Source organism: Halomonas rhizosphaerae (assembly GCF_030012485.1).
Lineage (GTDB): Bacteria > Pseudomonadota > Gammaproteobacteria > Pseudomonadales > Halomonadaceae > Halomonas > Halomonas rhizosphaerae.
This window is the reverse complement of record NZ_JASCQQ010000035.1, coordinates 55,249-78,312: the sequence shown is the minus strand read 5'-3', so window position 1 is coordinate 78,312 and position 23,064 is coordinate 55,249. Positions and strand designations below refer to the sequence as shown.

Here is a 23,064-nt window from a genome sequence, read left to right as displayed (position 1 = left end):
CTTATATCCAGAGCTTCTTGACCGGCTTGCCGCCGTAGGTCAGGTTGACCATCGCCCGCGTCACCATCAGGGCGGTGAACAGCGAGGTGATGATCCCCAGCGAAAGGGTCACGGCGAAGCCCTTGACCGGCCCGGTGCCGATGGAGAACAGGATCACCGCCACCAGCAGGGTGGTGATGTTGGCATCGATGATCGAGGTGAAGGCACGCTCGTAGCCTGCCGTGATGGCCTGCTGCACCGACAGCCCCGTGCGCAGCTCCTCGCGTATGCGCTCGAAGATCAGCACGTTGGCGTCCACCGCCATACCCAGCGTCAGCACGATGCCGGCGATGCCGGGCAGGGTCAGGGTGGCGCCGAGCAGCGACATGGCCGCCACCAGCAGCGTCAGGTTGAGGGCCAGGGCGACGTTGGCGAAGACGCCGAACACCTTGTAGCGCACCAGCATGAACAGCACCACCAGCAGCAGGCCGATCTGCACCGACATGATGCCGCGCTCGATGTTCTCGGCGCCCAGGCTCGGCCCGATGGTGCGTTCCTGCACGAAGTAGATGGGCGCGGCCAGCGAGCCGGAGCGCAGCAGCAGGGCGAGCTCCGCCGCCTCGGTGGGCGAGTCGAGACCGGTGATGCGGAAGCTGTTGCCCAGCGCGCTCTGGATGGTGGCCAGGCTGATGATGCCGCGCTCGGTGTAGGGCTCGCGCTCCACGACCTCCTCGCCGTCCACCGTCTCGGTGGTCTCGCGGGTCTTGTGCTCGATGAACAGCACCGCCATGTTACGGCCGATGTTGGTGCGGGTGGCCCGGTTCATCAGGGTGCCGCCGGTGCCGTCCAGGTCGATGTTGACCTGGGGGCGGCCGTTCTCGTCGAAGCTGTGGTTGGCGTTCGAGACGCTGTCACCGCTGATGATCACGTCACGCATCAGGTCGGCGCTGCGCGACTCCTGGTTGCGGAACGGGAAGGACTCGGTCTCGTTGTCCGGCGTGTCGGGGCGCGCCTCGAGGCGGAACTCGAGGTTGGCGGTGGCCCCCACGATGCGCTTGGCGGCCACGGTATCCTGCACGCCGGGCAGCTCGACCACGATGCGATCCGGCCCCTGGCGCTGCACCATCGGCTCGGCCACGCCCAGCTCGTTGACCCGGTTGCGCAGGGTCGTGAGGTTCTGGTTGATGGCGTAGTCCTGGAGCTCCTGAACGGCCTGGTCGGTCATGGTCATGACCAGCCGGGCGCCGCGGTCATCGCCTTCGCTCTGATAGTCGAAGTCGGGGAACTCGCGGGCGATCAGGCGGCGCGCCTCGTCGCGGTCCTCGGCGTTGGCGAAGGCCATGGAGACGGTGCGCTCCTCGATCTCGGTGTCGCGGTAGCGGATCCGTTCGCCGCGCAACTGCTCGCGCATGGCACTGGCGTTGACCTCGAGGCGCTGCTCCAGGGCGGCGTCCATGTCGACTTCCAGCAGGAAGTGCACGCCGCCGCGCAGGTCGAGGCCCAGGGTCATGGGCGAGGCGGAGAGCGATTGCAGCCAGGCGGGCGTGGACTCGGCCAGGTTCAGCGCCACGACGTACTCGGCACCCAGCATGTCGCTGATGCGGTCGCGGGCCCTGATCTGGTCGTCGGCATCGGAGAGGCGGATCAGCACACTGTTGGACTCTTCCTCGACGGCCTGGATATCGATGCCGGCCTCGTCGAGGGAGGTGCGAATGCGATCCAGCTGGCGCGCGTCGATGGTGGCGTCGCCCTGTTCGCTGCTGATCTGGACCGCCGGGTCCTCGGGGAAGAGGTTGGGGAGGGAGTAGACCAGGCCGGCGAGGAGGACGACGAGTATCAGCAGATACTTCCACAGGGGATAACGGTTGAGCATGGGGGCCCTGCCCTCAGGTTGCGGACGTTGGAAGCTGACGAAGCGACCGGTGAGGGCGGGAGCCGGTCGCGCGGCTCCTGCCGCACCGGCCGCAGGGCGGCCCCCGCTGGAGCCCGGAAGGAGCCGTGGCGGGGGCGGGAAGGCGCCCGGGTCAGATGGACTTGAGCGTGCCCTTGGGCAGTACGGCGGCCACGGCGTTCTTCTGCACGCTGACTTCGGTGCCTTCGGCGATCTCCATGCTCAGGAACTCGCTGTCGTCGCTCACCTTGGTGATGCGGCCCAGCATGCCGCCGCCGATGACGATCTCGTCACCCTTGGCGAGATTGCCGATCAGCTGCTTGTGCTGCTTGGCACGCTTGGCCTGGGGGCGCCACAGCAGGAAGTAGAAGATGGCCACGAAGCCGACCAGCATGACGATCTGGGCGATGCCGCCACCGGCGGCGCCGGCGTCCTGGGCCATGGCCGGGGAAATGAAGAAGTCCAGCATGTATGACGATCTCCTGGGTGATGAAAGCGGGATGTTCTACGGCCGGCCTTGCGGGCCGGCCGTGGGTCAATTCGGTGCGGGAGGAACCGGCAGGCCGCGCTGCGCATAGAAGCCTTCCACGAAGTTCGCCAATGTACCCGCTTCGATGGCACCGCGCAAACCGGCCATCAGGCGCTGGTAGTGGCGCAGGTTGTGGATGGTATTGAGCATCGAGCCGAGCATCTCCCCGCAGCGATCGAGGTGGTGCAGGTAGGCGCGGGAGAAGTGCCGGCAGGTGTAACAGTCGCAGCCCGCCTCGAGCGGCCGGGTGTCGAAGCGGTGCTTGGCGTTGCGGATCTTGACCGTGCCCTCGGCGGTGAAGAGGTGGCCGTTGCGTCCGTTGCGGGTGGGCATCACGCAGTCGAACATGTCGACCCCGCGGCGTACGCCCTCCACCAGGTCCTCGGGCTTGCCCACGCCCATCAGGTAGCGGGGGGTATCCTCTGGCATCCAGGTCGGCAGGTAGTCGAGCACGCGGATCATCTCCTCCTTGGGCTCGCCCACCGAGAGGCCGCCGATGGCCAGGCCGTCGAAGCCGATCTCGAGCAGGCCCTCGAGCGAGCGCTCGCGCAGCCCGGGGTACATGCCGCCCTGGATGATGCCGAACAGCGCGGAGGGGGAGTCCCCGTGGGCGTCACGGGAGCGCTGCGCCCAGCGCAGCGAGCGTTCCATGGAGAAGGCGGCCTCCGCCTCGGTGGCGGGGTAGGGGGTGCACTCGTCGAAGATCATCACCACGTCGGAGCCCAGCGAGCGCTGCACTGCCATGGATTCCTCGGGGCCCATGAACACCTTGGCGCCATCCACCGGGGAGCGGAAGTGCACCCCCTGCTCGGTGATCCTGCGCATGGCGCCCAGCGAGAAGACCTGGAAGCCGCCGGAGTCGGTGAGGATCGGCCGCTCCCACTGGGCGAAGTCGTGCAGGTCGCCATGGGCCTCGATGACCTCGGTGCCGGGGCGCAGCCAGAGGTGGAAGGTGTTGCCGAGGATGATCTCGGCGCCGATCTCCTCCACAGACACCGGGGTCATGCCCTTGACGGTGCCGTAGGTGCCCACCGGCATGAAGGCGGGGGTTTCCACCGTCCCCCGCGGGAAGGTGAGGCGGCCGCGGCGCGCCCGGCCATCGCTGGCCAGGCGCTCGAATGTCATGAAGCTGTCTTTACGCATGGGGACTCTCGTGGCGCATCGGGGCTGGGCCGGGCGTCGGCGTGTCAGGGCTCGGGTGTCAGGGCTTGCGCGTCAGGAACATGGCATCGCCATAGCTGAAGAAGGCGTAGCGCTCCGCCACCGCCGCCCGGTAGGCCGCCAGGGTCGTGTCGAACCCGGCAAAGGAGGACACCAGCATTAGCAGGGTCGACTCCGGCAGGTGGAAGTTGGTCACCAGCGCATCAACGCAGCGCCACGCGTAGCCCGGGTAGATGAAGATGTCGGTCTCGCCACTGTAGGGAGCGATCTCGCCATTCGCGCTATGCAGGCAAGCCGACTCCAGGCAGCGCACGCTGGTGGTGCCGACCGCCACCACCCGGCTACCCCGGGCGCGGGCGGCGCGCACCTGCTCGCAGGCGGCCTCGGTGACCTCGATCCATTCGCTGTGCATCTGGTGCTCGCGAATGTCGTCGGCGCGCACCGGCTGGAAGGTGCCGGCGCCCACGTGCAGGGTGACGTAGGCACTCTCGACGCCCCTGGCGGCCAGCGCCTCGAGCAGCGGCTCGTCGAAGTGCAGCCCGGCGGTGGGGGCGGCCACGGCCCCGTCGCGGCGCGCGAAGACGGTCTGGTAGCGCTCGCGGTCGGCCAGCTCGTCCTCGCGGGTGATGTAGGGGGGCAGCGGCATGTGCCCGTGCCGCTCCAGCAGCGTGATCAGCGGCGTCTCGCCCAGGAAGCGCAGCTCGAACAGCGCCTCGCGGCGCCCCTCCACCACGGCGCGAATGCCCCCCTCGAAGACCAGCTCGGTGCCGGACTTCGGCGACTTGCTCGAGCGCAGGTGGGCGAGGCCGCGATGGGCGTCCAGGGGGCGCTCGAGCAGCATCTCGACCTTGCCGCCGCTGGCCTTGTGGCCGTGCAGGCGGGCGGGAATCACCCGGGTGTCGTTGAACACCAGCAGGTCACCGGGAGCGAGCAGCTCGACCAGGTCGGGGAAGCGGCGGTGGGCGAGCGCGCCGGTGGTGCCATCGACGCACAGCAGGCGGCAGTCGCTGCGCTGCTCGGAGGGGTAGCGGGCAATCAGCTCCTCGGGGAGCTCGTAGTGGAAGTCGGCGCGCTGCATGGGGCGTTCTGATCCGGCTCAGGGGCGTGTCGGGCGGCTTCACGAGCCGCGCAAAGCCCGACAGGATACCGTCTCGCGGCAGGGAAGTCAGCCGGCCGATTGACCTGCCCCGGTGCCCACGTATAATGCCTGCGGCGTTGCCGGCGTGGCGGAATTGGTAGACGCAGCGGATTCAAAATCCGCCGGGTGCAAGCCCTTGTCGGTTCGAGTCCGACCGCCGGTACCAATCAGGACAGTCAGTTACCTTCCCTTCCTCGTCGCTTTGCATGGCATGATCCAGCACCCAGTTACATGTCCAATGCTGGTAAGGATGCTGGTATGCGGCCATGCCCAAGTAAGCCCGTCCCCTATCTGCCCTTGAGGGGAAGCGCCTCACTACAGCCCGGCCTGCATGCCGTTGGCGACGTTGCCGGCTTTCTGCTGCGCGACGATACGAGCGGCGCCCGGTCGTAACACCACCGCCGCTTGCGTGCGTCCACTTCGATGATGGCCTGAGGGCAGGGCTATCCGATCCCCCTATCCCGTGGGGGGCGACGGTAGCTCAGCAGGCGGTCGTACTCCCTCTTGACGACTTCGTAACACTCACAGACGCGCTCTTCCAGACCGGGCCTGTCAAGAATAGTGATGCGTCCGCGATGGTAGGAGATCAGGCCGGCCTTCTGCAGCTTGCCGGCCGACTCGGTGACCCCCTCTCGACGGACGCCAAGCATGTTGGCGATCAGCTCCTGGGTCATGAGCAGCTCGTTGGTCGGCAAGCGATCCAGGCTCAGCAACAGCCAGCGACAGAGCTGCTGATCCAGGCTGTGATGCCGGTTGCATACCGCGGTCTGTGCCATCTGGGTGATCAGTGCCTGGGTGTAACGCAGCAGCAGGTCCTGCAGGGGGCCCGCACGATAGAACTCGGTCTTCAGCTCCGGCCCCTTGAGGCGATAGGCGTGGCCGGCACTCTGCACGATGGCACGGCTCGGTGTGGTTTCGCCGCCCATGAACAGCGAGATGCCGACGACACCCTCGGCCCCGACGACGGCGATTTCTGTCGAGTCTCCATCATCCATGACGCAGAGCAGCGACACGATGGCATCCGTCGGGAAATAGACATGGCGCATCTTCTCTCCCGACTCGGCCAGCGACTCCCCCAGCTTCAACTCGACCGGCTGGAGAAGAGGCTCCAGGCGCTGGTATTCATCCAATGGCAGGGCCGCCAGCATGTGATTCTGATGAGGATCTGGTTGTGGGACCATGACTGACAACGCTCCTTTGTAGCGGGCAAGCTCCTCGGGCGGGGCGTCAGCGTCCAACCCCCCCCCGCAAGAAACGAAGCACGTTATTCACTCTAGCGTGGGAGCACGCAATGTCTATGTGCGTTTGGGAAACGCTGCATCAATCCCCGCCCCTTGACCGGAAGCCGCTGGCGGTGGACTTGCCCCACGACACCGGAGAGGAGCCCAAGGCATGAGCAAGAATCCACGACGGTTGGCCCGGCCCCAGGCTGAAAGATCCCGGCCGCAGCCTCACCTGTTGCCGGTTTCGTGACGCTGCGTTCGCCAGCGCACAGTGAGTGCGTGCCGTAAGGTTCATCCTCAGGGCGAGCGATGCAAAGGAAATGCCTGAACAGGATGCCTTGCTCTACGCTACAGGCGTGATAATGCAACCCCATAAAGAGTGATGCTCATGAAAACTACGAAGCATAAATCCATTTCATTCAAAAAATTTAATTCAACTTCATTTGATGGCAAGGTCCTGGAGTTCTGGGGCGATCGGGCGCGGATTCAACTGTCTTGCATGAACGAAATTGCTGCCTATCTTGACTGAGTCTCTCGGCTGCATGACAGAGTCATTAATCTATTGATGCACGCGACTTCTGATGCGCTGGGAAAAATAGTCTCTGGCAAAGGGTTGCCGCCGTCTAGGCACACGACCCCCTCTGCCAGCGCTGCTTTAGGCTCTGTCTGAAAACTGGCTGCGCTCGACCATACGGCGTTAAAAATCGACTCAAAGTACTCATTTACACCCCGTAAACTCCGTCTTTTCGCCGATTTTTTCCTTGTCTGACCTTCGCTCGACGACTTTTCAGACAAAGTCTAGGAGGGCCGCCGGCACTGCGCATCCGTGCCATACCGTTCGAGAATCGCCGGCAACGAAAGCCCGGGCTGTAACGGGATGGGATTGCGAACCATGGACTAAACCCGTGAGCGCTCTTGTGATGCCAGTATCTCCCCGGGCCGACGTGATAGCCACCCCATATACGTAATCAGGAAGTGTCATGAAATCCATCTTTTCCCTAGCGCTTGGAACGATAGCCTGGCTCTTGGCTATTACCGCTCAGGATTCGCCTAGCGCGCAAATCCTCCTTGTTTCCGTGGGCCTGGCGTTATTCGCGGTGGCGCTGAGCCCGGGGGCTGCTCGGGGCCGGGCTGTTCGCGTTCCTGCCCCTTCCATCATGCCTCACCGGGCGTCTCGTCCCCCTGGCCATCCTTTTCGCGATGGCCACGAGATCTCGCTTGCTCAGTCGACGCTGGTGTCGCGGAAGCCGGCATTGATCAAGCAGTAGAGGCCGTAGCCGAACAGGCCGAGGGCCACTACGCCCAGCAGCCAGGGGCCGAAGGGCTGTCTGGCCAGCACGTTCAGCGCGCCGCCGAGTCCTTGGGCCTGGCTGGGGTCGGTCCGCCACGCCGCCAGGCAGAGGAAGAGCCCGATGATCACGAAGACCACCCCGCGGGCCGAGAGGCCCCAGCGGGTGATGCCCTCGAAGAAGCGACGCTGGCCCGTGGTCATCTCCTGGCGATGCCAGTTCTTGAGGTAGGAGCGGGTGATGGCCCGCCACAGCTGGCGCAGGCCGACGCCCAGGAACACCAGGCCGACCGCGAAGACCAGGATCACGCCGCCCCGGTGGCTCATCAGCAGGGCGGTGCGATCCTGGGCGGCGGCCTCCTCCGACGACATCGCCACGTTGCGCAGCACGTCGAAGCAGTAGACCCCCAGGCTGCCGTGGGTGAGGCTGCTGACGAGAAAGCCCAGCCGCGTCCCGATCCCCTTGAGGCCAAGCCCCACCTCCTCGGTATCCAGCAGGACCTGCAGCAGGCGCCACAGGGCGTAGGCGAACAGCCCGGCCCCGAGCAGGCCCAGCATGACGTCGCCGAAGGGGCGGGCGACCAGTTGGTTGATCGCCTCCTTGGAGCCGACATTCTCCCCGCCCAGCCCGGTCGCCGCCAGGGAGGCGAGGCCGCCGATCAGCAGGTAGACGATGCCCTTGGCGACATAGCCGGCGCGTGCCGCCAGGGCGAGGCCGTGCTTGAGGCGTGTCTCGGGGCTTGTCATGGCGGCTCCCGGGGGAGGGGGGACCTGTCGCCGTTCAGGCCAGGTTGAAGATCACCAGCGCCAGGGTGCCGCCGGTCAGGGCGTAGCCCAGCAGAGCCATCAGGCCGTCGTTGGCGAGCAGCGCCAGGGCGAAGAGCGTCAGCGCCAGGCCGGCGCCGTTGGCGGTGAAGGGCACCACCTCCATGGGGGGCATGGCCAGGGCGATCAGCAGGCAGGTCAGGGCCACGGCGAGGTGGGCCGGGGGTCGCGTGAGCCGCACGAGCCGCTGCTTGAGCAACCGGTCGACCCAGCGGGCCGGGCGCTCCATCCAGCGGGTGGCCTTCGCGAAGCGCGCCCGCGAGACCCGGCGTTCCAGCAGCCAGGCCGGCAGCCAGATGTGGTCCCGGCCGACCAGCAGCTGGACGGAGGAGATCACCACCAGGATGGCCATCAGGGTCGGCACCCCGGGAATGTCGCCGACCAGCGGCGCCAGGGTGACCAGTCCGGCGACCAGCAGGAAGGGGGCGAAGGAGCGCCGGCCCACGCTGTCGAGGATGGCGCCGAGGCTGACGCTCTCCTGGCGCCGGCCGGCCTGCTGGACCCTCTCCAGCACGCCGGCCAGGTCGGCCGGGGGCACCTGCTCGGGAGCGTCGCTGGCGTCACCGGCCATGATGCCGCCTCCCGGTCCAGAGCAGCAGGACGCCGAGCAGCAGCAGCGCCGGCCCCACGAAGGCGACGGGGCTGGAGGCCCACCAACCGACGATGGGCAGGATGGCGCCGAGGATCAGCAGGGCGATGGCGAGGGTCCGGACCGTCATGGGCAGCGTCTCTGTCGAGGTGTGTCGACAGTGTAGCGTCGCGAGCGAGGGCTCTGCAGCCCCGCGGGACTGTCGCCTTGCCCCGGGATGGCGTAAGGTAGTGGCAACACAGTCCTTCGCCCGTCCTCGGGTGGAGGGCTGTTTTCGTTGGTTACCCCGGAAAACGTGCAATCAGCGTTGACGGTGCCCAGGAGGTCTCATGGCGACGCGTCCCCCCATCATCATCAACCGGCTCGATGCCGAGCGGCTGCAGCGGCTCATCGACGAGGCCGACGACAAGGACCTGGCGGTGGCCCGCTCCCTGGAAGAGGAGCTGGCGCGCGGCGAGGTCGTCGACCCCGAGGAGATTCCCGAGGATGTGGTCAGCATGTGCAGCCAGGTGCAGTTCACCGACCTGGCCCGCGAGCGGCAGATCATCCGCACCCTGGTCTACCCCCATGCGCTGGCCACCACCGAGGACGGCATCTCGGTGATGGCGCCCGTGGGCGCGGCCCTGCTCGGCCTGCGCATCGGCGATACCATCGACTGGCCCCTGCCGGGCGGTCGCGAGGCACGGCTGCGCATCGATGCCATCCTCTGGCAGCCCGAGCGGGAAGGCCAGTTCCACCGCTGAGCCCCGATCCACCCCGACACTGGAGGTCCCTGCATGCCCCTCTCGCTCTGGCTCTCGCTGGCCGCGGTCTGCGCCATGGGCGCCATGTCGCCCGGGCCCAGCCTGGCCCTGGTGCTGCGCCATACCCTCGGTGGGGGGCGCCTGCCGGGGGTCGCGGCGGCCCTCGCCCATGCCCTGGGCGTGGGCTTCTATGCACTGCTCACGGTGTGGGGCCTGGGGGCGCTGATCGTGCGCTTCCCGCTGCTGTTCCAGGCGATCACCTGGGGCGGGGCGGCCTACCTGGCGTGGCTGGGGATCAAGGCCCTGCGGGCCGGCCGGGCCGGTGCCCTGGATGCCGCAGCCATGGTTACCAGCGGTCGCCAGGCCGCGCGTGAGGGCGTGCTGGTGGCGCTGGGCAACCCCAAGCTGATCCTCTTCTTCATCGCCCTGCTCAGCCAGTTCGTGACGCCCGAGATGAGCCTCGCGGCCAAGGCGATCGTGGTGCTCACGGCGATGGTCATCGATGGTGGCTGGTACGTGCTGGTGGCGGTGAGCCTCTCCCATTCGCGGGTGTTGCCCTGGCTGCAGGCCCGGGGCCACTGGCTCAACCGCATCACCGGCGTGCTGCTGCTGGCCCTGGCGCTGCGGGTGGTGGTCGGGCCCATCGCCTGAGCCATTGCGTTGATGTGTGTCATGCTCCTGTCCCGGTGACCCAGGCGTTTTGCTGATACGCTGAAGCTTAGTGCCCTGGTGGGAATCCCCCGGATGAATGATCTGACGATGCAGGCCCAGCGGCTGGCGGTGGTGCTCGAGGAGGATCCCGATGCCGCCGCCACCCTGTCGCTGCAGTTGCGCACCCTGGGCATGGAGTCCCGCTACTGCCGGCACGGCCAGCACCTGATTGGCGAGGTCATGGCGCGGCGCCCGCAGCTCGTCATCATGGCCCTGGAATTCGGCCAGCAGGATGGCATCTCCATGCTGCGCCGGCTGGCCGAGTGCGGCTACCGTGGCCGGGTGCTGCTGCTCAGCGGGGTCGAGCGCAAGATCGTGCGCATCGCCGAGCGGCTCGGTCAGGCCCTTGGACTGCAGATGCTGGCCTCGCTCGACAAGCCGATGCGGCTCATCGAGCTGCGCGAGTGCCTCGAGGCCCTGGCGCCGGTCCTTCCGCCGGGAGACGTTCCCGCCCCCATGCCCCCGTGTCGTATCGAGGAGCTGGACCGGGCCTTCGCTCGCCAGGAGATCACTCTCCACTACCAGCCTCAGTTCGAGCTCGCCAGCGGTCGCCTCAGCGGCGTCGAGGCGCTGGTGCGCTGGGCCCACCCCGAGGCGGGCCTGCTGGTGCCCGGTCGCTTCCTGCCGCTGCTGACGCCCGACCAGAACCGTCACCTGACCCGCCGCGTGCTGCAGCTGGCGCTGGAGGATGCCGCCGGCTGGCGCCGGGCCGGCCTCTCCCTGTCGCTGTCGGTCAACGTCACCGCCGATGACCTGATGTGCCCGGAGCTGCTCTCCCTGGTCAGCGAGGCGCGGTGTTCGGCGGGCGATGCCCCCGTGGTACTGGAGATCACCGAGACCGCCGCCATGGAGGACGAGCTGCTCGGCAGCGAGGTGGCGGCACGGCTGCACCTGGGGGGGCTGGAGGTCTCGGTGGATGACTTCGGGGTGGGCTTCTCGTCGCTGGCCCGTCTGCAGCTGCTGCCGATCAGCGAGCTCAAGGTCGATCGCAGCTTCGTCAGCCGCCTGCTCGAGGATGCCCAGGATGCCGCCATCGTCGAGGCGGTGGCCCTGCTGGGGCGCCGTCTGGGCATCCGGGTGGTGGCCGAGGGCGTCGAGGACCTCGCCTGCCTGGCCAGCCTGGAGCGCTACGGCTGTACCCATGTGCAGGGGTTCGGCCTGGCCCGGCCCATGCCCGCCGCGGACATCCTGGCGCTGGCCGGCACTCAGTCGCCGATGCGCGCCAGCAGGGCGGCCAGCGGCGCATCGCCGGGCAGCACCCCATAGGCCGGTCCGGCCTCGTCACCCAGCCGCGAGCGGCAGAAGGTCTCTGCCACCTCCGAGGGGGCATGGCGCAGCAGCAGGGCGGCCTGCAGGCACTGGGCAAGCCGCTGGGCGAGCCAGCGGGCACGCGGTTCCAGCGAGGCGGGCGGGGCGGCCAGCTCGGCATCCAGCCGGGCAAGGGCATGGTCGAGTTCGGCCTGCTGGCCGCGGACCGCGGCGAATTCGACCTGCAGCGCCGCCAGCGACTCCGGGTGGCGACCCAGCACGCGCAGCAGGTCGAGGCAGATCACGTTGCCCGACCCCTCCCAGATCGAGTTGACCGGCGCCTCGCGATATAGCCTGGCCAGCGGCGCCTCCTCCACATAGCCGATCCCGCCCAGGCACTCCATGGCCTCGGCCATGAAGGCCGGCGTGCGCTTGTTGTGCCAGTACTTGGCCAGGGTCGGCAGCAGCCGTGACAGGGCCTGCTCCCGGGCGTCCCCACGGGCGGCACCATCGAAGGCCCGGGCGGTCCGCATCACCAGCGCCAGGCCGGCTTCCACTTCCAGGGCCATGTCGGCCAGCAGCACCCGCATCAGCGGCTGCTCGGCCAGTGCCCGGCCGAAGGCGTGGCGCTCACGGACATGCTGCCAGGCCTCCACCAGGGCCTGGCGCATCATGCCCACCGGGGCGGTGGCGGCATCGAGCCGGGTCTGCTGGACCATCTCGAGGATGGTGGCGATACCGCGGCCGGGCTCGCCCACCGGCTCGGCCCGGGCGCCGCGATACTCGATCTCCGCCGAGGCATTGGCGCGGTTGCCGCACTTCTCCTTGAGTCGCTGCAATTCGATGGCATTGCGCTCGCCCTCCGCGGTGACGCGCGGCACCAGGAAGCAGGAGAGGCCCTCGTCGCTGCGGGCCAGGGTCAGGAAGGCATCGGACATGGGGGCGCTGCAGAACCACTTGTGGCCGGTCAGCCGCCAGCCATCCGCCGAGCATTCGGCACGGGTGGTATTGGCGCGCACGTCGCTGCCGCCCTGCTTCTCGGTCATCGCCATGCCGAAGGTCAACCCGGTCTTTTCGACCGCGGGCAGCACGCGCGGATCGTAGTCCCAGGCCAGCAGCCCCGGGGCCCAGTGCGCCTCGACGGCGGGTGTGTGGCGCAGCACTGGCAGCGCGGCATGGGTCATGGTGACGGGGCAGCAGAAGCCGGGCTCCGCCTGGGTCAGCAGGTAGAGGGCGGCGACATGGGCCTGGTGGCCCCCGCCTCCCTCCTCCTGCCAGGCCACCGCGTGCCAGCCATGGTCGATGGCCAGCTGCATCAGCTCGTGGTAGGCGGGGTGGTAGGCCACCTCGTCTAGGCGCCGGCCGTGACGGTCGAAGAGGCGCAGTTCGGGCGGGTGGCGGTTGGCCGCCTCCCCGAGGGCCTGGACCCGGGCGCTTCCGGCCTCGCGCCCCAGGGGGGCGAGGCGCCTGGCGACCCACTCCGGGGCTTCCCGGGCCAGGGCCTCCTGCAGCGGGACATCCCCGGCGAGCAGGTCGCGGTCGGTGGGTGGCGAGGGCTGGTTGGTCACCTCGTGGGTGGCCAGCCGGGTGCGGGGAGCGGGGTCGGGCATGGTCGGGCTCCGCGGTAGAGGCCTGTCATGAGCATGGCCGTCGCCTCGGAAGCGGTCAACGCGCGGCGTGACGCTGCTGCCGTGACTGGGTAGGCTGAAGGCATTTCCCCGGGAGTCCCCCATGACCGTCGATGCTTCCCTGCCCGAACCGCATATCGCCGACGAGCAGATCCAGCTGGTGGATGCGCGCAATCGCCCCTGCGGCAGCGCCCCCCGGGCCGCCATGCGCCGCTTTCGGTTCTGGCACCGGGCCACCTATGTGGTGGTGCGCAACCGCCGCGGCGAGCTCTGCGTGCAGCGTCGTACCCTGACCAAGGAGGTCTTCCCGGGCGGTCTGGACCTCGCCGCCGGGGGCGTGGTGGGGGCAGGCGAGGCGGTCCACGTGGCAGCCCGTCGCGAGCTCGCCGAGGAGCTCGGCATCCAGCGCTCGCCGCTGCGCCACCTGGGCGAGTTCGTCCATGATGCGGGCGGCAATCACATCTTCGGCAGCCTCTTCCTGGTCGACCACGACGGCCCGCTGACGCTGCAGGCCGAGGAAGTGGCCGAGGCCTTCTGGCTGCCGCCTGGCGAGGCCCTGGCCCTGGAGGAGGTCACCCCGGATACCCGCCAGGCGGTGGAGGCCCTGCTGGCCTGCGGCGAGCTGGAGGGGGGGCGATGAACCGACCGGAGCGACTCTTCGACCTGGAGGCGGTGCTTGCCGCCCTGGAGGGGGTGGTGCTCGGCAAGTCGCGGGAGGTGCGCCTGGCGCTCTGCTGCCTGCTGGCCCGCGGCCACCTGCTGATCGAGGACCTGCCGGGACTCGGCAAGACCACCCTGGCCCAGGCGCTGGCGCGGGTCGCCGGCCTGGACATGCAGCGCCTGCAGTTCACCAGCGACCTGCTGCCCGCCGACGTGCTGGGGGTCTCGGTTTTCGACCCGCGGGAGGCGCGCTTCCGCTTCCATCCCGGGCCGGTCTTCCATGGCCTGGTGCTGGCCGACGAGATCAACCGGGCCACCCCCAAGACCCAGAGCGCGCTGCTCGAGGCGATGGAGGAAGGGCGGGTCACCGTGGAGGGCGAGACCCGGGCGCTGCCCGAGCCCTTCTTCGTGATTGCCACCCAGAACCCCCAGGAGCAGGCGGGGACCTTCCCCTTGCCGGAGTCGCAGCTCGACCGCTTCCTGATGCGCCTCTCGCTGGGCTACCCGGACCCCCGGGCCGAGCGCGAGATCCTGCGTGGCCGGGCCGGGCGAGTGAAACTCGAGGCCCTGATGCCGCTGCTCGACGCCGAGCGCCTGCGCGGCTGGCAGGCGCGGCTGGACGAGGTCCATGTGGCCGACGCTCTCCTCGACTACGTCCAGGCCCTGGCCGCGGCCAGTCGCGAGCATCCAGAGCTGGCCTGGGGGCTCTCCACCCGGGGCGTGCTGGCCCTGCTGCAGGCGGCCCGGGGCTGGGCACTGCTCGAGGGCCGTGACCATGTGCTGCCGGAGGACGTCCAGGCGGTCTGGGTCCCGGTGACGGGCCATCGGCTGAGCAGCGGGTCCCGGGAGGAGGGCGAGGCGCTGGCCCGCCACCTGCTGACTCGCGTGGCGGTGATGGGGTGAGCGTGGCCACCGCGGCGGCGACTCGCCCCCGCCTTCCCGGGCGGTTGCGCCACTGGTGGCTGCGTCGCCTGGCCGCGTCGCTTGAACACCCTCTGCCCCAACGCCGGCTGTTCCTGATTCCCACCCGCTTCGGCCTGGGCTGGGCGGTGCTGGTGGTGGTGCTGCTGCTTTTTGGCATCAACTACCAGAACAGCCTGGCCTACGGGCTGGCCTTCTGGCTGTTCAGCGTCGGCGTGGTGGTGCTGCTGCGTGGCTGGCTCAACCTGCTCGGCGTCATCCCGGGGCTGCGCCTGCCCCGTGAGGCCTTCGCCGGCGGCGAGGCGCGCCTGGGGGTGGTGCTGAGGGCGCGCCGCGACCGCACGGCCCTCGAGCTTTACTGCGATGGTGCCCGGGGGCGGGTGGACATCGTCGATGGCCTCGGCGAGGCCGAGCTGGCCCTGCCGACGCTCCGGCGGGGTGTCAAGGCGCTACCCTGGTTGCGCCTCGAGACCCGCTGGCCGCTGGGGCTGGTCCGGGTGGTGGCCTGGGTCCGCCACGATGCCGAGCTGCTGGTCTGGCCGCGACCGGAGGAAGAGGACGCGCCGGTCGTGCGCCATGGCGGGGCGGGCCTGGAGGCCAGCGACTTCGCGGGGCTGCGCCGCTTCCAGCCCGGCGACAGCCCCGGGCGGGTGGCCTGGAAGCAGTGGAGCCGCACCGGCGTGCTCGCCACCAAGGCGTTCAGTGTGCCACCGCGCCAGCAGCTGTGGCTGGACTACGCCACCTGTCGCGGCGACCCGGAGCGGCGGCTCTCGGTGCTCTGCGCCAGGGTGCTGGCCCACCACCGTGCCGGCGACCGCTATGGCCTCAGGCTGCCGGGCCTCACCCTGGCCCAGGGCGAGGGGGAGGCCCAGCGGCGTCGGGCGCTGGATGCCCTGGCGCGCTTCCCGGCCCCCCGCTCCGGAGGGATGGCGTGAGCGCCCCGCGCCCCGCCAGGCTGGCGGCGCCGGCCGTGCTGGCGGATGGCCGGGGGCTGAGCGGGGGCATGCTGCGCCAGCTGTTCATCGGCCAGTGCATGGTGCTGGCCCTGCACCTGGCCTGGATGCCGGCCTGGCTGGTGGCACTGGCCCTGGCGGTGGCCGGCTATCGGCTCGTGCAGCTGCGCCGCCGCCTGCCTCGTGCCGGCATCCTGCTGCGGCTGGCCGCCGTGGGCGGGCTGGTACTGGCGCTGTGGCTGCAGTTCGGCACCCTGGGCACCATGGACGGGCTGGTCGGCCTGCTGCTCGGCGTCTACCTGCTCAAGCTGCTCGAGACCCATGACCGGCGCGATGCCCGGGTGGTGGTGGTGATCGGCCTGGTGACCACGGCCGTGGCCTTCCTGCATGACCAGGGGATTCCCATGGCCGCGGGGGCCCTGCTGGCGGTGGCCTGGCTGCTGCAGTCGCTGGTCTGGCTCTCCGGTGCCACCGGCCTTCGCCAGGCCTGGCGGGAGACGGCCTGGCTGCTGGCGCTCTCGGCGCCGCTGATGGCGGTGCTGTTCGTCGCCTTCCCGCGCCTGGGGCCGCTGTGGAGCATGCCCCAGATGGATCGGGCCTCCACCGGCCTGACCGACGAGATCTCCCCGGGCGACATCGCCGAGCTGTCGCGCAGCGATGCGCGGGCCTTCCGGGCCCGCTTCGAAGGGCGCGAACCGGCCCCCGACGAGCGCTACTGGCGGGTTTACACCCTGTCGCACTTCGATGGCATCCGCTGGTCGCGGGCCACGCCCGACCAGCTGGCCGTCGCCCTGGAGCGCCCGGGCGATGCCTTCGTTCGTGAGGGCTCCCGCTCCCCCTGGCAGGCCCAGGATGGCGCGCGCTTCAGTGCCGAGCTGCTGCTGGAGCCCGACAGCCGACCCTGGCGGCCCTCGCTGGGCACGCCGCTGGAAAGCGACAGCCGCCAGCGCTACCTGGCCGACGGTACCCTGGAGGGACTGACACCGCTGAGCTCGCGCAGCCTGCTGAGGCTGTCCAGCAGCGGGGCGCCGCCCGTCAATCCGGACCCCGCCGGGGAGCGGTGGCACCGCCTGCTGCCCGACGACACCAACCCCCGTACCCGTACCCTGGCGGAGCGCTTGTGGCGGGAGAGCGGCGGCGACCCGGACGCCTATCTCGAGGCGATGATGGCGCGCTTCGGCGAGGCCCCCTATCGCTATACGCTCTCGCCGCCCCGGCTGGTCGGTGAGCACCGCGTCGATGACTTCCTGTTCGACAGCCAGGCCGGCTACTGTACCTACTACGCCTCGGCGGCCGCCGTGATGGCGCGCATGGCCGGCATCCCGGCGCGGGTGGTGGCGGGGTTCCTGGGCGGCGAGCGGCATCCGGATGGCCACTTCACGATCCGTGACTACGATGCCCACGCCTGGGTGGAGGTGTGGCGCGAGGGTGCCTGGCGGCGCCTGGATCCCACCGCGGTCATCGCCCCGGAGCGCATCGAGCAGGGCCCCCAGGCGGTCGATGGCGGCGCCGAGACCTTCCTGGCGGATGCCCGCTTCTCCCCCCTGCGCATGCGCGAGGTGGGCTGGGTGAATCACCTGCGCCTGGAGTGGGAACGTCTCGAGTACCGCTGGCAGCGCGGCGTGATCGGCTATCAGCGCGAGTCGCGCCGCTCCCTGATGGCGCAGCTGGTCGGCTGGTGGCGCGAGGTCTGGGCCCGGCTCGATGCATTGCTGCCCGGCCGGGGAGCCATGACCACCGCGCTGGGCCTGATGGCAATGCTGGTCGTTGCGGCGGGCCTTGTCCTGCTGGCGCGTCGGGGCTGGCAGCATCACCGGCGCCAGCGTGACGAGCGATGGCTGGTGGGCAGCCTGCAGGCCTGGCTGGCCCGGCACGGCCTGGCGGCCCACGCCGGTGAATCTCCCGCCGCCCACCTGCGGCGCATCGCGCCCCAGGCCGGGCCGGCGGGGCGGGCGCTCGAGGAGTGTGCCCGGGACCTCGAGCGGCTGGCCTATGCGCCCCTCGAGGAGGCCGAGCGTCGCCAGCGTCGGCGGCGGCTGTCGCACCGGGTAGCCGAGGTGCGCCGCCGCCTGCCGAGGCAGCGGCGTGGCCCGAGCGGGGCTGGCGCGTGAGGGGCCGGCATGTCATCGTAGAGGGTCAGAGAGCGAGCCCGATCCATGTCCATCCATGACCACGAATGCCGCACCCAGAGCGGCGAGCCCTTCAACCTCCGCGCCCTGCGTGGCCAGGTGCTGCTGATCGTCAATGTCGCCAGCCAGTGCGGCTTCACCTCCCAGCTGCGTGACCTCGAGCACCTCTACTGCCGCTATCGCGACCGGGGCTTCACCGTACTGGGCTTTCCCTGCAACCAGTTCGCCCGTCAGTCGCCGGAATCGGCGCTGGACTTCTGTCGTTTCGCCGAGCACGAGTACGGGGTCTCCTTCCCGCTGCTGGAGAAGGTCAGGGTCAACGGCAGCGGCGCCCACCCGCTGTTCGTCGAGCTCAAGCGCCAGGCGCCGGGGGTGCTGGGGACCGGCATGATCAAGTGGAACTTCACCAAGTTCCTGGTCGGCCGGGATGGTCGGGTCATTCGTCGGTTCTCTCCCCGCGATGGCGAGGTGGAGCTGCGCGAGGCGCTGGAGAAGGCCCTGGACGAGCCCTGAGGGACCTCCAGGCCTGTGGCCGAGCCGGATCCTTACGGGGCGTGGTCAGGGCATCTCGCCGCGTTCGACCAGCACCCGTCCCATCAGCTCGTTCCAGCCCTATGGTCGAGTCAGGGCATCTCGCCGCGCTCGACCATCACCCGTCCCATCAGCTCGTTCCAGCGATGCCGGGTCATCATGGTGGTCAGCCCCGAGAACAGCGCCCAGCTCTTGCGCCGCCAGCCGTTGAGCCTCAGGTTGTGGGCCACCAGCTGCTTCATCAGCTTGTAGTCGTCGAACGAGCGCCACTCGCCGGCCACCGACATCTGGTGGCGCGCGAGCACCGGGGCAAGCTCCAGGCGGAAGACCCACTCCAGCTCGCGCACGGTCAGGTCGTGGCGCTGGATGACCGCGACCATGCGCGCGTAGTCGGTCTCGCGGGGTTCGCGCTCCAGCCAAAGCGGCGCCAGTGCCAGCCACAGCTCGCCGCGCTCGTCGACCAGCGTCTGTGCATCCATCGCTACCCTCCTGTCACACGCGTTGCCCCGGGACGAGCATCCTGCACCAGCCATGCGGTGGCCTCAAGGGCGGACAGCCGCCGTCGGGGCCGCTAGAATGTCGCCCATTGCCCCTTCGATCCAGCCATCCGGCGCAATCATTCCCCCATGCGGACGGGAGCGGTTGCCCCGTCCGCCGGACAACAACGAGGTCTGACGTGATCATCAAGCCCAAGGTACGCGGTTTCATCTGCACCACCACCCACCCCGTCGGCTGCGAGAAGAACGTGCTCGAGCAGATCGAGGCGACCCGTGCCCGCCGCCTCGACAAGGCCCTGGGTGACGAGGAGCAGCGGCCGAAGAAGGTGCTGGTGATCGGTGCCTCCAGCGGCTATGGCCTGGCGGCGCGCATCACCGCCGCCTTCGGCTATGGCGCCGACACCCTGGGCGTGTTCTTCGAGAAGCCCGGCACCGAGAAGAAGCCAGGCACCGCCGGCTGGTACAACAGCGCCGCCTTCGATCGCTTCGCCAAGGCCGAGGGGCTCTACAGCAAGTCGATCAACGGCGACGCCTTCTCCCACGAGGCTCGCGAGAAGGCCATCGAGCTGATCCAGCAGGACCTGGGCCAGGTCGACCTGGTGGTCTACTCGCTGGCCTCGCCGGTGCGCAAGCTGCCGGACTCCGGCGAGCTCAAGCGCTCCAGCCTCAAGCCGATCGGCGAGACCTACCGCGCCACCGCCATCGACACCAACAAGGATGCCATCATCGAGGCCGAGGTGGAGCCCGCCACCGAGCAGGAGATCGAGGACACCAGGGCGGTGATGGGTGGCGAGGACTGGGAGCTATGGATCGATGCCCTCGATCGCGCCGGCGTGCTGGCGCCGGGGGCGCGCAGCGTGGCCTTCAGCTACATCGGCACCGAGATCACCTGGCCGATCTACTGGCACGGCGCCCTGGGCAAGGCCAAGGAGGACCTGGACCGCGCCGCCGGCGAGATCGACAAGCGCCTCTCGGCCACCGGCGGCGGCGCCAACGTGGCGGTGCTCAAGTCGGTGGTAACCCAGGCCAGCGCGGCCATCCCCGTGATGCCGCTCTACATCGCCATGGTCTACCAGGTGATGAAGGAGAAGGGCCTGCACGAAGGCACCATCGACCAGCTCAACCGCCTGTTCGGCGAGCGCCTCTACGGTGGCAGCGCCGAGACCGACGAGGCCGGTCGTCTGCGCCTGGACGACTGGGAACTGCGCGATGACGTCCAGCAGGCCTGCAAGGCGCTGTGGCCAAAGGTGACCACCGAGAACCTCTTCGAGATCACCGACTACGCTGGGTACAAGCACGAGTTCCTGAAGCTGTTCGGCTTCGAGCGCGACGACGTGGACTACGACGCCGATGTGAACCCGGTGGCGGACTTCGATGTCGTGAACTTGTAGGCCCCCGCGTTTCCGGCAACGACCCAGGGGGTGCAGGATGCAGATCCCAGCCAGTGGAGGTGTGCCATGGATACCCGAGAGAGCAAGACACCGGAAGAAGAGCTGCAGCATCTCAAGGAAGTCAGCCAGCCCGAGGACTTCGAGCATCCCGAGCCGGATGAAGAGCAACCCGAGGCGAAGCAATCTTCCCACGGGCTGCATCGGGTGCTGCCCATCGTCATCGTCGTGCTCGGGATCCTGGCGGCGGCCATGCTGCTGCTGAGCGGCAATTCCCAATAGGCCGCGCGTCGCTACTGCCCTGTCCACGTGGCGGGGCTGTGGATCGTCCCGGCCTTGGGTAAGATAGGGGCTTTGCCCAGCGCCCGGCACCCACCCAAGGCCCGATCCGCATGCCCGAGCCCCTCCTGTCCCTTCGTCCGGCGTCGCTGACGCGGCATGTGGGTGTCGTGGTGCTGCCCGGTTTCTCCCTGCTGGCCCAGGCCTGTGCCACCGAGCCCCTGGCGGTGGCCAACCGCCTCGAGGGGCGTACCCTCTATCGGCTCACCACCTTCGCCTGCGTCGCCGGCCCGGTGGCCAGCGCCTCCCAGCAGTCGCTGATGCCCCAGGCCGGCCTTGGCGAGGTGCACGATCCCCTGGACCTGCTGCTGGTGTGCGCGCCGGGCCCGCTCTCCGGGAGCGTTCCGGGGGCCCTGATCGAGTTGCTGCGACGGCTGGCCGGGGCGGGCGTGCTGCTGGGCGGTATCGGCGGTGGCACCGAGGTGCTGGCCCGGGCCGGCGTGCTGGACGGCTACCGGGCGACGCTGCCCTGGCAGCGCTTCGATGCCTTCTCCGAGGCCTTCCCGCGCGTGCGCCTCTCCCGCCAGCTCTTCGAGATCGACCGCGACCGCCTGACCTGCGGCGGCGGCACCGCCGCCATGGACATGATGATGACCCTGGTGGGCAGCCAGCATGGCCCCCGGCTGGCCGAGCGCATCTCCGAGCACTTCGTGCTGGAACGCATCCGCATGGGCGACGAGCCCCAGCAGGTCCCGCTGCGCTCACGGCTCGGCCATGCCCCGGATAGCCTGGCCGAGGCGGTGGCCCTGATGGAGGCCAACATCGAGGAGCCACTGACCACCCACGAGCTGGCCGAGCACCTGGGCATCTCCCGTCGCCAGCTCGAGCGACTGTTCAAGAAGTACCTGCAGGCGGTGCCCAGCCGCTACTACCTGGACCTGCGCCTGCAGCAGGCGCGTCGCCTGCTGCGCGCCAGCGACCGCCCCGCCGGCGAGATCGCCCTGCAGACCGGCTTCTCCTCGGCGGCGCACTTCTCCACCGCCTACCGCAACCACTTCGGCATCACGCCCCGCGAGGAGCGGCTGGCCTGACCCCTGTCTCGCCCTGGAGGCTCGATGAGCGCGCTGAGGCCCCACCTCTTCCTGCTGCTGGTGGTGACGATCTTTTCCGGCAACATCCTGGTCGGCAAGGCCCTGGCGGACCTCCCGCCCTTCACTATCTCGCTGGGCCGGGTGGCCATCGCCCTGGTGGTCATGCTGCCGCTCGGCTGGCACCAGGCCCGGCACGGCTGGCCGGTCTTCCGGCGCCACTGGCGACCGCTGCTGGGGTTGGCGCTCTCCGGGGTGGCCTTCTTCAATGCGCTGATCTATGCGGCGCTGAAGTTCACCTCGGCGACCAACGTCGCCATCCTCGAGAGCCTGATCCCGGTCGCGACCCTGCTGCTCAGCGTGCTGCTGCTCGGCGAGCGCTTCCGGCCCCTGCAGTGGGTCGGCGTGGTGGTCTCGCTGGGCGGGGCGGTGGTGGTCATCACCGCCGGCGAGGGCGCCGAGCTCGTGCCCGGCGGGGTCAACCCGGGCGACCTGATCATGCTGCTGGCGGTGCTGGTCTGGGTGGGCTACTCGCTACTGGTCAAGGAGCACATGGCGCGCTTTCCGCGCTATGGCGGGCTGCTGGTCATGCTGGTCATCGCCAACCTGGCGCTGGCGCCCATCGCCCTGCTGGAGGGGGCCTGGCAGGTGGTGCCGCGGCTCTCCACCGCCGAGCTGGCCGGGCTTGGCTATCTCGGCATCTTCCCCTCGGTGGTGGCGCTGCTGCTCTACAACAGTGCCCTGGCCGACATCGGCCCGACGCGGGCCGCCGTCTATCTCAACCTGCTGCCGGTCTTCACCATGCTGGGTGCCTGGTGGTGGCTGGGAGACCACATCCTGCCGGTGCAGGTGGTCGGCAGCCTGGTGGTGATCGCCGGCGTCTGGTGCACCATCTCGCCACCCCGTCAGCGGGTGCCCCGTCCCGGCCGCCCCGACTGATCAGGCGGGGCGCGCCAGGAGGGCACGGAACAGCGAGCCCATCATCACCGGTGTGTCCTGCTCGATGACGAAGTCGGCCGCCTCCAGCAGCGGCCGGGCCTGGCGGGTGATGTCGGTGGCGATGGCCGAGGTGAGGGCGTTCAGCCCGCGTCGCGCCGGGCCGGCCGGACGGTTGTCGGCCTGGAACTTGTCCATCACGCAGAGCTGGCCGTCCGGCTTCAGCACCCGGCGGGCCTCGGCGAGCCCCCGCGCGGGGTCGGGCATCACCGCGAGGATCAGGTGCATCACCACCACGTCGAAGTGGTCGTCGGGGTAGTCGAGGCGTTCGGCGTCCATGATCTCGGCCTGTACGTCCCGGCCCAGCGCCTCGGCGCGCTGCCCGAGGCGCCTGACCATGGCCGGAGAGAGGTCGGTGGCGTGCAACTCGACGTCCCGCGGCAGCCAGGGCAGGTCGAGCCCGGTGCCGGCGCCGACCAGCAGCACCCGCATGCCGGGTTGCCAGGTCACCTGGCCCAGTGCCATGCGGCGGGCCCCGCGGAAGGCGCGCTCGGCCACCAGGTCGTAGACCGGGGCGTAGAGCCCGTAGCGGATCCGGTTCCAGGCCGTGGTGTTGAACATGTCGGACTCCTCGTCGGCGGGGGGGCGCGGCGCGCATGGGGCGGCATGACGGCTGCCTTTTACACAACTCGCCGTCCCATTGCTGAAAGCTTCCCGCGGCGGCGCTCC

The 23,064-nt window shown here is 69.4% G+C and carries 23 protein-coding genes and 1 tRNA gene; 13 read left to right on the top strand and 11 right to left on the bottom strand.

What is annotated here, in order from left to right:
- Window position 1 precedes the first annotated feature (1 nt).
- From secD to queA, 4 genes are all read right to left on the bottom strand, one after another.
- Window positions 2-1,852 (bottom strand): protein translocase subunit SecD, encoded by a 1,851-nt coding sequence (secD, locus tag QLQ86_RS16480; RefSeq protein WP_282817684.1) that lies wholly within the window; start codon window positions 1,850-1,852, stop codon window positions 2-4.
- Window positions 1,853-2,003: 151 nt separating this feature from the next.
- Window positions 2,004-2,339 (bottom strand): preprotein translocase subunit YajC, encoded by a 336-nt coding sequence (gene yajC, locus QLQ86_RS16475; RefSeq protein WP_282736420.1) that lies wholly within the window; start codon window positions 2,337-2,339, stop codon window positions 2,004-2,006.
- A gap of 66 nt (window positions 2,340-2,405) precedes the next feature.
- Window positions 2,406-3,524: a tRNA guanosine(34) transglycosylase Tgt gene (gene tgt / locus QLQ86_RS16470; protein WP_282817708.1), complete on the bottom strand. Its 1,119-nt coding sequence runs from the start codon at window positions 3,522-3,524 to the stop codon at window positions 2,406-2,408.
- Window positions 3,525-3,600: 76 nt separating this feature from the next.
- The gene (queA, locus tag QLQ86_RS16465) at window positions 3,601-4,638 is read right to left on the bottom strand and encodes a tRNA preQ1(34) S-adenosylmethionine ribosyltransferase-isomerase QueA (protein WP_282817683.1); all 1,038 of its coding nucleotides are present in this window, start codon (window positions 4,636-4,638) and stop codon (window positions 3,601-3,603) included.
- Window positions 4,639-4,777: 139 nt separating this feature from the next.
- Between queA and QLQ86_RS16460 the strand changes: the two genes are divergently transcribed.
- Window positions 4,778-4,864: transfer RNA gene (locus QLQ86_RS16460), tRNA-Leu, on the top strand.
- A gap of 277 nt (window positions 4,865-5,141) precedes the next feature.
- Here the strand turns inward: QLQ86_RS16460 and QLQ86_RS16455 are convergent.
- The 4 genes from QLQ86_RS16455 to QLQ86_RS16440 all read right to left on the bottom strand — a co-directional run bounded on the left by QLQ86_RS16455 (window position 5,142) and on the right by QLQ86_RS16440 (window position 8,753).
- Entirely contained in the window at window positions 5,142-5,879 is a 738-nt protein-coding gene (locus QLQ86_RS16455; RefSeq protein ID WP_282817682.1) for a Crp/Fnr family transcriptional regulator, read from the bottom strand.
- 1,264 nt (window positions 5,880-7,143) lie between these two features.
- Window positions 7,144-7,956 (bottom strand): DUF1206 domain-containing protein, encoded by an 813-nt coding sequence (locus QLQ86_RS16450; RefSeq protein WP_282817681.1) that lies wholly within the window; start codon window positions 7,954-7,956, stop codon window positions 7,144-7,146.
- Between the two features lie 34 nt (window positions 7,957-7,990).
- A complete protein-coding gene (locus QLQ86_RS16445) occupies window positions 7,991-8,605 on the bottom strand; it encodes an exopolysaccharide biosynthesis protein (RefSeq protein ID WP_282817680.1) in 615 nt (204 codons plus the stop codon).
- Window positions 8,595-8,753: a hypothetical protein gene (locus tag QLQ86_RS16440; protein WP_166644645.1), complete on the bottom strand. Its 159-nt coding sequence runs from the start codon at window positions 8,751-8,753 to the stop codon at window positions 8,595-8,597. The genes QLQ86_RS16445 and QLQ86_RS16440 overlap by 11 nt, the downstream gene beginning before the upstream one ends.
- 199 nt (window positions 8,754-8,952) lie before the next feature.
- Here QLQ86_RS16440 and rnk point away from each other — a divergent pair, with 199 nt between their 5' ends.
- From rnk to QLQ86_RS16425, 3 genes are all read left to right on the top strand, one after another.
- Window positions 8,953-9,366 carry a nucleoside diphosphate kinase regulator gene (rnk, locus tag QLQ86_RS16435; protein ID WP_282736425.1) on the top strand — a complete coding sequence of 138 codons (414 nt, stop codon included), beginning with the start codon at window positions 8,953-8,955 and terminating at the stop codon, window positions 9,364-9,366.
- A 33-nt stretch (window positions 9,367-9,399) separates the two neighbouring features.
- Window positions 9,400-10,017, top strand: a complete 618-nt coding sequence (locus QLQ86_RS16430; RefSeq protein WP_282817679.1) for a LysE family translocator — start codon at window positions 9,400-9,402, stop codon at window positions 10,015-10,017.
- Window positions 10,018-10,110: 93 nt separating this feature from the next.
- Window positions 10,111-11,343, top strand: coding sequence for an EAL domain-containing response regulator (locus QLQ86_RS16425; RefSeq protein WP_282817678.1), 1,233 nt, complete (start codon window positions 10,111-10,113; stop codon window positions 11,341-11,343).
- Here QLQ86_RS16425 and QLQ86_RS16420 read toward each other — a convergent pair.
- Window positions 11,283-12,935, bottom strand: a complete 1,653-nt coding sequence (locus QLQ86_RS16420) for an acyl-CoA dehydrogenase family protein (protein WP_282817677.1) — start codon at window positions 12,933-12,935, stop codon at window positions 11,283-11,285. The two genes, QLQ86_RS16425 and QLQ86_RS16420, sit on opposite strands and share 61 nt — an antisense overlap.
- A 121-nt stretch (window positions 12,936-13,056) precedes the next feature.
- On the opposite strand from QLQ86_RS16420, the gene QLQ86_RS16415 reads away from it, so the two are divergent.
- The 5 genes from QLQ86_RS16415 to QLQ86_RS16395 are packed head-to-tail and all read left to right on the top strand — an operon-like array spanning window position 13,057 to window position 18,129.
- Window positions 13,057-13,593 carry an NUDIX hydrolase gene (locus QLQ86_RS16415; RefSeq protein ID WP_282736429.1) on the top strand — a complete coding sequence of 179 codons (537 nt, stop codon included), beginning with the start codon at window positions 13,057-13,059 and terminating at the stop codon, window positions 13,591-13,593.
- Window positions 13,590-14,516, top strand: coding sequence for an AAA family ATPase (locus tag QLQ86_RS16410; RefSeq protein WP_282736430.1), 927 nt, complete (start codon window positions 13,590-13,592; stop codon window positions 14,514-14,516). Before QLQ86_RS16415 ends, QLQ86_RS16410 begins: the two co-directional genes overlap by 4 nt.
- Window positions 14,513-15,469, top strand: a complete 957-nt coding sequence (locus tag QLQ86_RS16405; protein ID WP_282817676.1) for a DUF58 domain-containing protein — start codon at window positions 14,513-14,515, stop codon at window positions 15,467-15,469. The genes QLQ86_RS16410 and QLQ86_RS16405 overlap by 4 nt, the downstream gene beginning before the upstream one ends.
- Window positions 15,466-17,598: a transglutaminase family protein gene (locus QLQ86_RS16400; RefSeq protein ID WP_282736432.1), complete on the top strand. Its 2,133-nt coding sequence runs from the start codon at window positions 15,466-15,468 to the stop codon at window positions 17,596-17,598. The genes QLQ86_RS16405 and QLQ86_RS16400 overlap by 4 nt, the downstream gene beginning before the upstream one ends.
- Before the next feature lie 45 nt (window positions 17,599-17,643).
- Window positions 17,644-18,129 (top strand): glutathione peroxidase, encoded by a 486-nt coding sequence (locus tag QLQ86_RS16395; protein WP_282736433.1) that lies wholly within the window; start codon window positions 17,644-17,646, stop codon window positions 18,127-18,129.
- Between the two features lie 110 nt (window positions 18,130-18,239).
- On the opposite strand, the gene QLQ86_RS16390 is transcribed toward QLQ86_RS16395, so the two are convergent.
- Window positions 18,240-18,626, bottom strand: a complete 387-nt coding sequence (locus QLQ86_RS16390) for a DUF7079 family protein (RefSeq protein WP_282817675.1) — start codon at window positions 18,624-18,626, stop codon at window positions 18,240-18,242.
- Window positions 18,627-18,823: 197 nt separating this feature from the next.
- Between QLQ86_RS16390 and fabV the strand changes: the two genes are divergently transcribed.
- The 4 genes from fabV (at window position 18,824) to QLQ86_RS16370 (ending at window position 22,338) form a co-directional block, all read left to right on the top strand.
- Complete coding sequence (gene fabV, locus QLQ86_RS16385; protein ID WP_282817674.1) at window positions 18,824-20,035, top strand: enoyl-ACP reductase FabV; 1,212 nt, start codon at window positions 18,824-18,826, stop codon at window positions 20,033-20,035.
- Window positions 20,036-20,101: 66 nt separating this feature from the next.
- Window positions 20,102-20,314, top strand: a complete 213-nt coding sequence (locus QLQ86_RS16380) for a hypothetical protein (protein WP_282817673.1) — start codon at window positions 20,102-20,104, stop codon at window positions 20,312-20,314.
- Window positions 20,315-20,424: 110 nt separating this feature from the next.
- Window positions 20,425-21,402: a GlxA family transcriptional regulator gene (locus QLQ86_RS16375; protein ID WP_282817672.1), complete on the top strand. Its 978-nt coding sequence runs from the start codon at window positions 20,425-20,427 to the stop codon at window positions 21,400-21,402.
- Window positions 21,403-21,426: 24 nt separating this feature from the next.
- A complete protein-coding gene (locus QLQ86_RS16370; protein ID WP_282736437.1) occupies window positions 21,427-22,338 on the top strand; it encodes a DMT family transporter in 912 nt (303 codons plus the stop codon).
- Here the strand turns inward: QLQ86_RS16370 and QLQ86_RS16365 are convergent, their stop codons facing one another.
- On the bottom strand, window positions 22,339-22,956 hold the full coding sequence (locus tag QLQ86_RS16365) for a class I SAM-dependent methyltransferase (RefSeq protein WP_282817671.1): 618 nt from the start codon (window positions 22,954-22,956) through the stop codon (window positions 22,339-22,341).
- Window positions 22,957-23,064: the final 108 nt, after the last annotated feature.